Below are 13,322 nucleotides of genomic sequence, written 5' to 3' on the forward strand. Positions count from 1 at the left end.
ATTCCTACAGTTCTATTTTATTTGGCCGTTATTGTGGCTGGATTTGGATGTCAGGAATGCTAAAAAGTAGAATCACAGCCAGCCCGGGTTTATCTTCATGGTTATGCAAGCTGGAATCAGCCAGACTAATACTTATATGCCACTGTTCACACAGCGTTTTTACGATGGCTAATCCGAGACCACTACCGTTTTCATTGTTACCAAGAATGCGGTAAAACGGTTCGAAAACCAGTTTTCGTTCTGATTCAGCGATGCCCTGACCATTGTCTTCAATCCACATAGATAATTCATTTTCTGCATTTTGTTGGGTATGAATGCTGATGTGGCCACCGGCCGGTGTGTATTTAATGGCATTGCAAAGAATATTTTTTAAAATTGTATGTAAATCATTGGTGCTGATTGGTAGTTTGATGTCTTCATTGATGTCAACACTCAAATTTTGCTGTTTTTGTTCTGCCAGTGGCAATATCTCTGCAATCAGGTCACGCAATAAAGGGAGTAAGTCGGTGCTGACATGGGCTGCTTGTATGTGCTGCTGTTGCTGATGCTGTGCCCGTGCCATGGATAGCAGCTGGGTGAGTAATTGCTCAGTACGTGCAATACCGGCTCTAATTTGCCCGATAAGCTTATGCTGTATGTCCTTTGTTAAATCTGGATCATCAAAACGCGCTATCTGAATGGTTAGTGCAGTGATGGGCGTGCGTAATTCATGTGCAGCATGGCTAATGAATTTTTTGTCATGCTCTATTGCCGCCTGCAATTGGCTAAACAGTCGGTTTAAAGCAATAATAAACGGACGGATTTCTGTGGGTACATGCTTGGTGTCCAGCGGCGATAAATCATTGGCATTGCGGGCAGTCAGTTCGGTGCTCATTTCCTGCGTAGCACGAAATAGACGTCTAATCCAGATGGCAGTAAACAGCCACAGTAGGGGCATGAGAATCAAAAACGGCCATACCACGCTCAGGGCGCTGTCTTTGGCAATGTGATTGCGGTAGGCTGTGCGCTGAGCGACAACGATACGTTCGCGCTCACGAGTAAGGATGTATACACGCCAGTGCCGTGCTACAGTAGTGAAATTGTGAAAGCCATCCTGTAACTGTTGTAAGTTCTGCACTGCATTGTCATCACCCATCAGTATATTAAGATAGGGCGAATCCAGCGTTTGTGCCAGTACACGCGGTTTGGGCAACGTGCGTGCACTTTCAGGAAAGTTAAGATCTTCTTGTGTGTCCCGACGCAAAATGGAGCTGCGTGGGTCGAGTAAATGGGCAATCTGTTCCAGCTGCGCATCCTGCAAGTCTTGTGTTTCGCGAAAAGCAGTCTGATAGGCGAGAATATCGCCAATGATGGCAATGAAGGTAACAACAATAGTAATTACCAATAATAAGCGCCATTGAAGCGATGATACTATCCGCGTTGATCCACCAGCCATCCCAGACCCCGCACATTTTTAATGACATTGCTGCCAAGTTTTTTGCGAATACCGTGAATAACTACTTCTACGGCGTTGCTTTCCACTTCTTCATTCCAGCCATAGATTTTTTCTTCTAGCTCCTGCCTTGACAAAATTGTACCCGGCTGCAATAGCAGACTGTACAGTAAGGCATATTCTCTGGCTGATAAACGAGTAGATTGTCCATTAGCACTTACTTCTCGTGTTGCCGGATTCAGGGTGATAATGCCATTGCTCAACACAGGACTGGCATGCCCGCTACGTCGGCGCAGAAGTGCACGGATTCGCGCTAGTAACTCCGTAGGGGCAAAAGGCTTGATTACGTAGTCGTCTGCACCACTATCAAGACCGTTGATTCGTTCTTCCACTGTATCACGGGCAGTAATCAAAATCACAGGCAAATCAAAGTTTTTTGCACGTAGATGGCGCAATACACTAAGACCATCCTGCTTGGGTACACCGATATCTAGTAAAGCAATATCATAGATGTTAGGCTGTAAAGCGTTTTCTGCGGCTAAGCCGTCAGTCACGCAATCAACTGCAAAACCGGCAACATGAAGCATATCGCTAAGTGCTTCTGCTATCATCTTGTCGTCTTCAAGAAGTAAAATTCGCATGGGTTAACAATTTTCCACGTAGACAGTGTTGAGCCGATATTGTTTCAGGCTTCAGGCTGCCTATGATAACAAAAACCGCTTCAGGATACCTGAAACGGTTTTGTTCAAACGTTAACCGCAGACTGATTAGTTTGCTTCAGTAGTAGTAGTGGTTTGTTTGGTAGTAGTAGTGCTAGCAGCAGCTTTTTTGGCGTGTGCTTTTTTAGCGTGAGTGCGTTTTACCTGAGCTTTTTTAGCAACCGGTTTAACAGTTTTAGCAGCTGGTTTTACAGTAGTTGTAGCAGCAGTGGTGTTAGTGGTAGTAGTAGTGGTGGCTGCAGCAGGAGCAGCAAAAGAAGCAGCAGCAGTTAAACCAAAAATAGCGCTTACAACAGCAGCAGTGATTTTTTTCATGACAAATCTCCAATTTAAGTAGTTTAGGACAATAACCATCTCGGTTCTTGTTGCTGAACAGTATGGTCGCCAATACTTAGGCAAGACTTAGATAAATGTATTTTATTGTTAAATAAATGTAATTATAAGTTAATAAATTGTATATACTACAGGTTTAAATTAATTTTCTTTTTAATCTTCAAGTTTTTAGGTGTTTTGCGGGCATAGTAGCCGTTTTTAGTGAAATAAAATGACGCTTATTAACTGCTATCTGACAAATGTAAACGAAAATTAGCGTCAATGCCCGAGAAAATTTTAAAAAAACGGTAGAAAAGCCAGATTAAACATCATCTGCGATTGCCATATTACGCAATAAAATGTCAAAAATCTCATTGTTAAACTCTATTTATACATCGGAATAGCAAAAACCTTTTCCGAGAAGTCAGAGATAAAATTGGAGATATCAAAAGCACAATTAATTATCTGAATTTCAAAAGTTATGTTAATGAGTTTCTGATTAAAACTGAGACCATAGACTTGTGTAAGCAGCCTATATTTGTTGTGTTTCAAACTTTCTCTGCAGAATAAAAAAGGCGTATCCAAAAAGGTTACGCCGGTAACAAATAAAAAATAACTGTGTTAAACAGTACGAGCAATTTCAGTCATGGATTCAGCAGCCAGTCCCAGTGTGTCAGCAATGATTTCGCTGTTATGAGCGGCAGAAACAAAACAGGACTCATAAGCAGATGGAGCGAAAGCGACGCCACGAGCCAGCATGGCATGGAAAAATTCTTTAAACAATACCTGATTGCACCGCTGCATATCGCTAAAACAAGTCGGAAGCTCGGCAGTGAAATAAAAGCCAAACATCCCACCTATACTGCGACTAGTAAAAGGAATATTTGCTTCTTCTGCAATGGCGGCCAAACCTTTACTCAGTTCTAAAGTACGGGCGCTGAGTGTGTTGTAGAAATCTGGTCTTTGGATAATTTCCAGCGTTTTAAGTCCTGCAGCTACACATACTGGATTACCAGATAAAGTGCCAGCCTGATATACAGGACCCAAGGGGGAAACGCAGGACATAATATCTGCACGCCCGCCAAAAGCCGCTACCGGCATGCCGCCTCCGATGATTTTACCGATGGTGGTTAAATCAGGTTTGATACCGTGAATAGACTGTGCACCACCCAGTGCGACACGAAAACCGGTCATAACTTCATCGTAAATCAATACGCTGCCATACTGGTCAGTGAGTCTGCGCATGGCCTGCACAAATTCTGATGTAGCCGGTATCATATTCATATTGCCGGCGATCGGTTCCACAATCACACAAGCAATGCTGTCGCCCTTGCTGGCAAAAGTTTGCTCTAATGCTTCGATATCGTTGTAGGGCAGCACAAGCGTATGGCGGCTAAAATCCTCAGGTACTCCGGCAGAACTGGGATGGCCGAAAGTCAGCAGACCCGAACCTGCTTTGACCAGTAAACTGTCAGAATGGCCGTGGTAGCAGCCTTCAAACTTGATAATATTGTCACGTTTAGTAAAACCTCTAGCTAGCCGTATAGCACTCATGGTGGCTTCTGTACCGGAGCTAACCAGCCGGATTTGCTCCATACTCGGCATAATATGGCGGATTGCTTCGGCAATACGGATTTCATTTTCCGTGGGTGCACCGAAAGACAGGCCATTTTCTGCTGCGTGACTCACGGCTTCAACTACTTCCGGATGTGCATGCCCCACAATAGCCGGACCCCACGAACCGACATAATCGATATAGCGGCTTTCATTTTCATCCCACACATAGGCACCCTGCGCCTTTTTAATAAAGCGGGGAATACCACCAACGCTGCCAAAGGCTCTTACCGGTGAATTCACACCGCCGGGAATAATGGTTTTAGCCTGTTCGAATAATTGCTGATTTCGATCCATGATTTTAACCTCTGTTATAGAATGATGCCGGATGAATGGCATTTAGGGATAATCATACTATTGATTGTGCACACTCGATAAGGGACTTGAATCATTCAGCTGCTTAGATGCTTCATAGTATGTCCAAACAGGCTGGCATAAAAAGTTTCAATTGCTACACATAGCAATAAAGATTCAAACAACAGAAAATAATGATATCCTGATTGGCAAATAACGAAACGCGTAAGGATATCCTGTAGCCAGCAGCTATTTCATTGCTCTGCCAGTGCCGGTTGGATTAGGAAAAAGAAGAAAACTTGCTGCGGAATGACTGAATCAACTGGGGGAAGTGAGCAAGATGCTTGACCCACTGGTAGACCATGAGTGTATAACTTTCCTGAGCCAGAAAACGTAGTTTGGACTGGGTAGCGGTATAACGGGTAGTAGGGGTGGGAGAAACCTGTACATCCAATCCTAAGTCGCGGGCCATGATACAGGCTCGCGCCAAATGATAGGGATCGCTAACAATAATAAAAGTGTTTATATCATTATCTTCAGCAAGTGCCTGAGCATTCACCAGATTCTGCCAAGTATCGCGTGAATGATTTTCATAAATGATATCGCTGGCATCTACACCGTTGCGAATAGCATAACGACGACCTACCGCTGCTTCAGTCATAAAACCGCTGCGCGGACTACCACCGGTGAATAGTATTTTTTTCACTTTTCCCGCGCGATAAAGATTGATGGCATGATTGATACGTTCGCGAAAAACCGGTGAAGGGCGCTTATCCCATGCCGCAGCACCGAGTACAATGGCTGCATCGGCTTCACTGAGCAGCTGCGGATGGCTAAACTGATAGACAGTCGCCATACTGATGGCGTAATTGGCGGCAACAAACAAGCTACCGGCAGTAATCACACTACGCAGACAATACCAGAAGCCGAATCGTGTGCCATTGGACATTTATTGCTCTAATAAGGCTTCAATATTGGTTAACGGCCGGCCGATGGCTGCATGATCGCCAAAGACAGCAATAGGACGCTCAATGAGAATAGGGTGGGCAGCCATAGCAGCAATCAAGGTATCTTCATCTGCCTCTACCAGATTGAGCTGTGCATATAAATCATCTTTGCTGCGCATCATCTCCCTTGCAGAATGGATGGCCAGCTTCTGCTTTAGCGCGCGAATCTGTGCCTCGGATAATGGTTCGGTCAGATAGGGAATGACTTTAGTGTTGACATTGCGAACCTGTAGTAAAGACAAGGCGGCACGGGATTTAGAACAATTAGGGTTGTGATACAGTATGACGGTATTTGTCATGATTATCCCTGAACTTCAAAATAAATGGAAAATCTAAATAGGAAGTGTGGACGAAACTTCAAATTTTGACAAGTATTATTAATTATTTTAAAGATCAGACTAAGTTTCAGTAGTGAGTGTAAATAAATTATTTGAATAAAAATACATGCTTGGCTTAGGTATTAAAACTAACAGTAGTATGGTGAATAAACAGCTTGCCGCGGTGGCGCCGAAATTGTAAATAAAATATTTTATAATTACTGCTGTGAAACGTAATATTTAGGAAAAGCTATGTTTCAATTCATCCGTGTTTTGAAAAAAACAGTGGTATTAAGTTTATTGATTTCTGGCGGATTGCACGTGCAGGCAGCAGAGCTGAAAAGCTGGCCTCAAGGTAATACCGCAGTATTGCCAGCAAATAGTACTGTACAAGTGATTAATATCTGGGCGACATGGTGTGCTTCCTGCCGTAGTGAAATGCCTATGCTTTCGCGCTGGTATCTTCAGCAACAGAAATCAGGTAAAGGCAGGGTAAACGTAGCAGGGGTGGCACTAGACACTGAGGCTAATTTACAACGCTTTACCCGTCAGATAAAAGTCAGCTACCCGCTATATCGCTACACCGGCGCGGACAGCAGAGCTTGGATGAGGCAGTTCGGCAATAGTATTGGCGGCATACCTTACACGCAGGTACGGGCGCCAGAATGCGGTTTTCAACAGTCTTTGATAGGTAGGTTAACTGAAGACAAGCTTAATCAGGCGCTTGCAGCCGCTAAAAAACAATGTGCTCAACGTAAAATACATATATAAATTTTAAGCAAAATCAACATTAAAGTGTGCACCACGATTTTCTGTTTGATTTAAACCGTCTTGTACCATCAGTAGTGCTGTAACCAGAGTCAGTTTATCTGTCTGGCTGACAGCATGCAGGTACCATTGCTGTAACTGCATGTGTAATGTGTGCATATCTTCAGTGCGTCGGCATATACCAAAATATCGGCTCATGAGTTTTTGCAGTGCATTAAGGCTGAATGGCTGCATATACATATCTGGCACTGAAACAGGTGTCTGCACGGGCTGTTGCCACAATAGCTCGGTCGATTCTTTCTTTAGATGTTGAGGCCAAGTCAGGGTATGAGAATCTGAAGCGGCCATACTGGCGGCGGCCGCCCGCCCAACAACGACACATTCCAGCAAAGAATTACTGGCCAGACGATTGGCTCCGTGTAAGCCCGTACTGGCGGTTTCGCCAATAACATATAGCTGTGGCACATCGGTACGGCCAGCCGTGTCGGTGATAATACCGCCACAGGCATAATGCGCTGCCGGGGCAACAGGAATGAACTCGCAGGTAATATCAAGCCCTTGCTGTAGGCAATGCCGATAAATCTGCGGGAAATGTGTGCGGATAAAGTCTGCAGATAAATGCGTAATGTCCAAATAGACACAATGATGGCCAGATTTGGCTATTTCAGCAGCGATGGCACGAGCGACGATATCGCGGGGTGCCAATTCGGCGCGCTCATCATATTGAGGCATGAAGCGCTGCCCTTGGCTGTTGCGCAGAATGCCGCCTTCTCCACGTACTGCTTCTGAAATCAGAAAACACGGATTAGCTGGTAGTGCAAGCGCAGTGGGGTGAAACTGTACAAAAGCAAGCTGTCGTGTTCTGCAACCCGCCAGCGCAGCTACAGCGACGCCATGCCCAGTGGCGGTAAGTGGATTAGTTGTCAACGAGAATAACTGACCCAGACCACCGCTTGCCAATACAGTATGTTTAGCTCGAATGAGAAGGATTTCACCGCTGTCTGCCATCGTGACACTGGCGCCAGTGCAAACAGTATTTTCCAGTATCACCTCATTTATGAAAGTATGGGTGAGTACTTGTATATTGGGGCGAACCAGAAGCTGTTGCTGAAGGGTTTCGGTGATGCTGCGTCCTGTGTGGTCGGCTGCGTGCACAATTCGCCGCTTGCCATGTCCACCTTCACGTGTTAGATGTAATTGCCCATTTTCACGCGTGAATTCCACCCCATGCGCACATAACCACTCAATTGCATTAGCACCTTCACTCAATATGGTGGCTGTCTGAGTTTCATCACAGCTTCCAGCTCCGGCAATAAGGGTGTCGGCTACATGTTCAGCCACACTGTCTGCTTCATCGATTACAGCGGCTATACCGCCTTGCGCCAGAGTGCTGGCACATATTGACAAGTCTTGCCTGACTACAACCGTAATATGAAAATGTTCAGGTAAAGACAAGGCTACTGTCAGTCCGGCCAGACCGGCACCAACAATCAGCACATCTGTCTCAGCAGTTGAGCAGGGAGGCAAAGTGGTCATGTTGTTTGATCCAAGGAATAAACTGATCGGATAAAATATTTAAAGTATTAGATGTAGAGCTAAAAGCTTGAAATTCACGCCAGGCTGATGAGAACTCAAGCATGCGCCGGATCGACAAGCTGGCCTGTTGGCTTAATGCTGCTGGAAGCTGTACGCGATGCTGCTCTTGGTGGTTTAGCGCATCGATACAGGACTCTAGACCGTTCATGGCCATCCATGGGCAGAAAGCACACGATTTACAAGTAGCACCATTACCGGCAGTGGGCGCCGCCAGAAATGTTTTTGCTGGTGCCTGTTTGGTCATTTCATGCAGAATGCCTTGATCAGTGGCTACAATGAAAGTATCGGCCGTATCGTTGATTGCTGCCTGTAGCAACTGGCTGGTAGAACCAACCACATCTGCCAGAGCCACTACTGCTGCCGGCGATTCAGGATGTACCAATACTTTAGCGTGCGGATAACGGGCTTTCATCAATGCCAGTTCTTGCCCTTTAAATTCATTGTGTACCATACAGGAGCCCGGCCACAGCACCATATCAGTACCGGTCAGATTCTGAATGTATTCGCCTAAATGCCTATCCGGCCCCCAGATAATTTTTTTACCCTGAGCATGTAAAAAAGATACGATTTCAATCGCAATCGAAGAGGTAACAACCCAATCGGCACGGGCTTTAACCTCAGCGCTGGTATTGGCATAAACCACGACAGTTCGTTCCGGATACTGATTACAAAAAGCTGTGAATTCATCTGCCGGACAGCCGAGGTCTAATGAACAAGTTGCTTGCATATCCGGCATGAGTATGGTTTTTTCTGGACTAAGTATGCTCGCTGTTTCGCCCATGAATTTCACTCCGGCTACCAGCAGTGTCTGTGCCGGATGGCGGGCACCGAAGCGCGCCATCTCAAGCGAATCGCCCACCATACCTCCGCTAGCAAGTGCCAAATCCTGTAATTCTGGTTCAACATAGTAATGTGCGAGCATTACCGCCTGATGCTGCTGCAATAATGTAGTAATTTGCTCAGAATAAGCCTGCTTCTGTTCTTTAGTTGGTTGCGATGGAATTTTCGCCCATGCACATTCCAGTACGGACGTGGCAGGCTGACCATTCGTAGCTGCATCAGTAGCATATTTTTTTAGCTGTACAGATGGTTTTTCATAATCAAAAGCACGCCATTGTTTATGGTCAGGTACAGTTTGCATAGACACTCCTTAATCAGGATTAAATTATTATGCTCAATATGAGTATATAAAGCAACATGTAAAGAACGTGGCGGGAAGAAAGTAAATAGATTTGATTATGGTGCTGTTTCATTAAATAGCTGAATGAATGGCTGATTCATAAAAACTGGCTGCGCAGGTTTTGTTTTTTTGCAACAATTTCTTTACAATTAATGAGTGTTGATTAAGGAGTATTACCTGCATGCACACAACAGCTGATTTACCCTCATCCAGTTATAGCGATAGTGCAGCTGAGCTGGTGGCCGTGTTGTTTGCAGTAACGGATTTTAGCGCCCGCGTGCTTACCATTCACGATGGCAGCTTATTGCCTTTTGGTCCGTTAAAACCAGTGCACCACTCCTTGCAGGCTGGAGCAAGAACATGGGTACATCAGCAGACCGGTCAGCCACTTGGCTATATTGAACAGCTATATACTTTTGTTGACATGAAGCGTAGCCATCACAATGGTCAGGCAGTTATCAATATTAGTTATCTTGGTCTAGTAAAAGAAACAGCCGAAAGTGGCCTAACACTGGAAGCAAAATGGCAAGACTGGTACGAATATTTTCCATGGGAAGACAGCCGTCGTCCGCAACATGCGCATATTCTCAACCAGCTGATTCTGCCGATGCAAAACTGGGTGGATGCCGCACCCAATCAGGAAATCCGTAATCAGCGGCAGCAACGCCTGAATTTATGTTGGGGTATAAACGGGCAGCACTGGATTGCCGAAAATGCTCTGCTGCGCTATGAGTTGATGTATGAGACAGGCCTTATTGCTGAGTCCCCGTATTATGATAATCAGCTACCACCACAATTAACCGGCCGTCCCATGCAATTTAATCATCGTCGAATTCTGGCTACGGCAGTGTCGAGATTGCGCGCTAAATTACAATACCGGCCAGTTATCTTTGATTTAATGCCGCCCCAATTCACTCTGTATCAGTTGCAGCGCAGTATTGAAGTATTGAATGGTGTAGAGCTGCATAAACAAAATTTTCGGCGTTTGGTTAACAATCAGCAGCTTGTTGTAGCTACTGGTGAAACTATGATGGCAGAGCGTGGACGTCCGGCACAACTATACCGTTTTAATGAAAATGTATTGCAAGAAAGCTTGCTTTCCGGTTATCGGCTCCCATTGATTGGTAATCACATCTAATAAATTTCTGTATCATCAAGATTTTTAAACAAAAATTTTTGACATTAATATCATAGGGATACATATGCCGCACATGTTGCGGCAGAGCTAAGACGCTTACTTTATTAAAATACAGAATTAGCGTTTATCTAATCCTGCTTTTGGCATTGTGAACACTGAACACACTGCTGGCGCGCATCAACCTTATATCAAAAATTAAATTAAGACCTGTCTAAATTTTCCTTTTCGTAAAAGTCTTATCTCATATATACTCTAAACGAGTATAAATACAAGTGAGAAAATCATGATAAATGATTTACCTGAAATTATTACGCGTCCATTAGTACAGGCAGCATTAGTGGAAGATTTGGGGCGCCGCGGAGACATTACCTCCCAAGCAGTTGTCCCAGCCGAGAGCCTTGCACAATTCAGCATCGTGGCTCGGGCAGAAGGAGTAGTATGCGGGCTGGAACTGGCACGGCAAAGCTTTGCATTAATCGACTCTAATCTAAAATTTGAAATATATCAAAATGATGGTGATATCATTCCCGCAAATACTGTGCTGGCGCAGGTTACTGGTAATGCTCGGGCTATTCTGGCTGCTGAGCGTACAGCCCTAAATTTTCTGACTCATTTAAGCGGTATTGCCACTACCACACACGAACTTCAGACACTGATTACACCTACGGGTGCCTTGCTCACCTGTACCAGAAAAACTTTGCCTGGCCTGCGCGCTATTCAGAAATATGCAGTACGCATGGGGGGAGGACGTAATCATCGAATGGGACTGGACGATGCTATTCTGATTAAAGATAATCATATTGCTCTGGCCGGAGGTGATATTGCCTTTACCCTACGGCAAGCAAAAGCTTATGCAGGACATCTTATTGCTATAGAGGTGGAGGTAGATACGCTAGAACAGCTGCGTCGGGTACTGGATGTAGGTGTTGATTTAGTATTGCTGGATAATATGTCCGTGGAAGAATTGCGAACAGCAGTGAGCTGGTGCAAAGGGCAATGTCAAACAGAGGCATCTGGCAATTTACGTCCTGATACACTTTTGGCTGCAGCACAAACCGGTGTAGATTTTCTGGCAATGGGCTATCTGACGCATAGCGCGCGTTATCTTGATATTGGTCTGGATTATCAGTAAATCTGATTGACTTTCCCAGATCAGAAAGATGAAATTCTTATTATGTTTGATATTTTCCACTTTGCTAATTTTTAAGCCTGCTTGTTATAGAAAGTATCAAAATTACAATAATGGATTAGGTTACAAAACCAGAAAACATAGTAGGTGGGTTTCAAACGTTTTTAATTTAGGAAATGGCCGAAGTGCTTGAGTTAGAAAACACTATCAGTTTTATTGATGATAACACACAGTAAAGTGAGGCAAGTAGCGGCTTTTAAATATTTCTGCATCCTGAATACTATCGTTTTATTGCGTGTTAGTTTGAATTGTAAATATGGCTGTAATAAAAAATTTGTGTTTTATTTTTTTACACATGCATTGAAAACAGAATGATTCATATAAAAAGGTGCAGCCTAATAAGGCTGCACCGTACTGATACAAAACAGAATCTATTAACCGTATCGGCGTTGAAATTCTTGCATAAAGCTCACTAAGGCTTCTACACCCTGTAAAGGCATAGCATTATAAATACTGGCACGCATGCCTCCCATGGATTTGTAGCCCTGTAACGTACATAATCCATGCGCATTAGCTTGTTGCACAAATAATTTATCCAGCTCTTTTTCAGGTGTGTGGAAAATAACATTCATGTACGAACGCGCATGTTCTTTTACATTATTGATATAAAAACCATTACTGTTATCTATGGCGGAGTACAGGGTTTCTGCTTTCATGGTATTGATAGCCTGCATCTGTTCCACACCACCATTGGCCTGTAGCCAGCGGAATACCAAACCAGAAATATAAATCGGATAGGTAGCTGGTGTGTTATACATGCCCTGACGGATAATATGGCTATGGTAATTCCATACGTCCGGTATGCGATCGGAGCAGCGTTCAAGCAAATCTTCACGGATAATCACAATGGTGGCACCAGAAGGGCCGATATTTTTTTGTGCACCGGCATAGATCAAGCCAAAATCCGCAACATTAATTGGCCGTGACAGTATCTCACTCGACATGTCACAGACAATCGGTGGTAGTCCATCGGGTTTGGGGATATTGCGATACTGCAGGCCATGCACGGTTTCATTAATGCAGTAGTGAACGAAAGCTGAATCTGGATCAACGTCCCAAGTTTCTGGTGCCGGAACGTCAGTATAGTTATACAGATCACCACCATGGGCAGCAAGATGAATCTCAGCATCAGATAGTTTACCCATCTGGCTGTGGGCGATACGGCTCCAATTGCCACTCACAACAGAGTCTACCCGTTTAAAACCATTGGCTAAATTCATGACAACCATATTGAACTGAGCACTGGCGCCCCCCTGCATAAACAAAACCTTGTAATTATCTGGAATATGCAGCAACTGACGCAAATCCAGTTCTGCATGATGCAGGATACTGAGAAAAGCATCGGAGCGATGGCTCATGGTCATGACTGAAGTGCCGGTACCATTGTAATCCAGCATTTCAGCCTGAGCTGTCTGTAATACGGCCTCAGGTAGAATGGCCGGACCGGCAGAAAAATTGTATTTGTGCAGTGTTGTCATGAATAATTTAAAACCTGTTGCTAATCTGTATGTATAGAGGTTTTGCGTCCCTTGGAAATGCTGCATACCGTGTTGAGGTTTAACGCAAAACCAGGTGAAGTTTTGAGTTGCTGGAATTCTAGTTGTTTGCCAATTGAAAGGCAAATACAAAACCGTTTTGCATGTAAAGGAGCAAAAGTATGGTTTTTTCTGCCTGTGAGCGAGAAAGATTTAGTTTGAAACCCTTTTATTTTGCTTTTGCTCAGGTAAATTTTCTATAAATTACCGGATTTATCTAG

Annotated in this window: 12 protein-coding genes; 3 read left to right on the forward strand and 9 right to left on the reverse strand. The window is 44.3% G+C overall.

Annotated features, from left to right (window positions below; translation table 11 throughout):
• Positions 1 to 28: 28 nt before the first annotated feature.
• The 6 genes from BHC43_RS06995 to arsC form a co-directional block, all read right to left on the reverse strand.
• Positions 29 to 1,435 (reverse strand): ATP-binding protein, encoded by a 1,407-nt coding sequence (locus tag BHC43_RS06995; RefSeq protein WP_100156916.1) that lies wholly within the window; start codon positions 1,433 to 1,435, stop codon positions 29 to 31.
• Positions 1,411 to 2,073, reverse strand: coding sequence for a response regulator (locus tag BHC43_RS07000; RefSeq protein ID WP_100140081.1), 663 nt, complete (start codon positions 2,071 to 2,073; stop codon positions 1,411 to 1,413). The genes BHC43_RS06995 and BHC43_RS07000 overlap by 25 nt, the downstream gene beginning before the upstream one ends.
• A 126-nt stretch (positions 2,074 to 2,199) precedes the next feature.
• The gene (locus BHC43_RS07005; protein WP_100140082.1) at positions 2,200 to 2,466 is read right to left on the reverse strand and encodes a hypothetical protein; all 267 of its coding nucleotides are present in this window, start codon (positions 2,464 to 2,466) and stop codon (positions 2,200 to 2,202) included.
• 618 nt (positions 2,467 to 3,084) lie between these two features.
• Positions 3,085 to 4,374 (reverse strand): glutamate-1-semialdehyde 2,1-aminomutase, encoded by a 1,290-nt coding sequence (gene hemL / locus BHC43_RS07010; protein ID WP_100156917.1) that lies wholly within the window; start codon positions 4,372 to 4,374, stop codon positions 3,085 to 3,087.
• 277 nt (positions 4,375 to 4,651) lie between these two features.
• Positions 4,652 to 5,320, reverse strand: a complete 669-nt coding sequence (locus tag BHC43_RS07015; RefSeq protein ID WP_100140084.1) for a YdcF family protein — start codon at positions 5,318 to 5,320, stop codon at positions 4,652 to 4,654.
• Complete coding sequence (gene arsC, locus BHC43_RS07020) at positions 5,321 to 5,677, reverse strand: arsenate reductase (glutaredoxin) (RefSeq protein WP_100140085.1); 357 nt, start codon at positions 5,675 to 5,677, stop codon at positions 5,321 to 5,323. It lies immediately after the preceding gene.
• Between the two features lie 270 nt (positions 5,678 to 5,947).
• Between arsC and BHC43_RS07025 the strand changes: the two genes are divergently transcribed.
• The gene (locus tag BHC43_RS07025) at positions 5,948 to 6,466 is read left to right on the forward strand and encodes a TlpA family protein disulfide reductase (RefSeq protein WP_100156918.1); all 519 of its coding nucleotides are present in this window, start codon (positions 5,948 to 5,950) and stop codon (positions 6,464 to 6,466) included.
• Between the two features lie 3 nt (positions 6,467 to 6,469).
• Here BHC43_RS07025 and nadB read toward each other — a convergent pair whose 3' ends face one another.
• Complete coding sequence (nadB, locus tag BHC43_RS07030; protein WP_100156919.1) at positions 6,470 to 7,999, reverse strand: L-aspartate oxidase; 1,530 nt, start codon at positions 7,997 to 7,999, stop codon at positions 6,470 to 6,472.
• Positions 7,968 to 9,200: a quinolinate synthase NadA gene (gene nadA, locus BHC43_RS07035; RefSeq protein WP_100156920.1), complete on the reverse strand. Its 1,233-nt coding sequence runs from the start codon at positions 9,198 to 9,200 to the stop codon at positions 7,968 to 7,970. Before nadA ends, nadB begins: the two co-directional genes overlap by 32 nt.
• Before the next feature lie 220 nt (positions 9,201 to 9,420).
• Here nadA and BHC43_RS07040 point away from each other — a divergent pair, with 220 nt between their 5' ends.
• A complete protein-coding gene (locus BHC43_RS07040; protein WP_100156921.1) occupies positions 9,421 to 10,377 on the forward strand; it encodes an NUDIX hydrolase in 957 nt (318 codons plus the stop codon).
• A gap of 283 nt (positions 10,378 to 10,660) precedes the next feature.
• On the forward strand, positions 10,661 to 11,509 hold the full coding sequence (gene nadC, locus BHC43_RS07045) for a carboxylating nicotinate-nucleotide diphosphorylase (RefSeq protein WP_100156922.1): 849 nt from the start codon (positions 10,661 to 10,663) through the stop codon (positions 11,507 to 11,509).
• 431 nt (positions 11,510 to 11,940) lie between these two features.
• Here the strand turns inward: nadC and serC are convergent, their stop codons facing one another.
• On the reverse strand, positions 11,941 to 13,044 hold the full coding sequence (serC, locus tag BHC43_RS07050) for a 3-phosphoserine/phosphohydroxythreonine transaminase (protein ID WP_100140091.1): 1,104 nt from the start codon (positions 13,042 to 13,044) through the stop codon (positions 11,941 to 11,943).
• Positions 13,045 to 13,322: the final 278 nt, after the last annotated feature.

The sequence above is a fragment of the Snodgrassella alvi genome, assembly GCF_002777855.1.
GTDB classification, from domain to species: Bacteria; Pseudomonadota; Gammaproteobacteria; order Burkholderiales; family Neisseriaceae; genus Snodgrassella; species Snodgrassella alvi_E.

Excerpts from the sequence above, each read along its gene's own strand:
- BHC43_RS07005 (WP_100140082.1), bottom strand. The coding sequence starts at position 2,466 with ATGAAAAAAATCACTGCTGCTGTTGTAAGCGCTATTTTTGGTTTAACT.
- nadC (WP_100156922.1), top strand. The coding sequence starts at position 10,661 with ATGATAAATGATTTACCTGAAATTATTACGCGTCCATTAGTACAGGCA.
- BHC43_RS06995 (WP_100156916.1), bottom strand. The coding sequence starts at position 1,435 with ATGGCTGGTGGATCAACGCGGATAGTATCATCGCTTCAATGGCGCTTA.
- nadB (WP_100156919.1), bottom strand. The coding sequence starts at position 7,999 with ATGACCACTTTGCCTCCCTGCTCAACTGCTGAGACAGATGTGCTGATT.
- arsC (WP_100140085.1), bottom strand. The coding sequence starts at position 5,677 with ATGACAAATACCGTCATACTGTATCACAACCCTAATTGTTCTAAATCC.
- BHC43_RS07025 (WP_100156918.1), top strand. The coding sequence starts at position 5,948 with ATGTTTCAATTCATCCGTGTTTTGAAAAAAACAGTGGTATTAAGTTTA.
- hemL (WP_100156917.1), bottom strand. The coding sequence starts at position 4,374 with ATGGATCGAAATCAGCAATTATTCGAACAGGCTAAAACCATTATTCCC.
- serC (WP_100140091.1), bottom strand. The coding sequence starts at position 13,044 with ATGACAACACTGCACAAATACAATTTTTCTGCCGGTCCGGCCATTCTA.
- BHC43_RS07000 (WP_100140081.1), bottom strand. The coding sequence starts at position 2,073 with ATGCGAATTTTACTTCTTGAAGACGACAAGATGATAGCAGAAGCACTT.
- BHC43_RS07040 (WP_100156921.1), top strand. The coding sequence starts at position 9,421 with ATGCACACAACAGCTGATTTACCCTCATCCAGTTATAGCGATAGTGCA.
- nadA (WP_100156920.1), bottom strand. The coding sequence starts at position 9,200 with ATGCAAACTGTACCTGACCATAAACAATGGCGTGCTTTTGATTATGAA.
- BHC43_RS07015 (WP_100140084.1), bottom strand. The coding sequence starts at position 5,320 with ATGTCCAATGGCACACGATTCGGCTTCTGGTATTGTCTGCGTAGTGTG.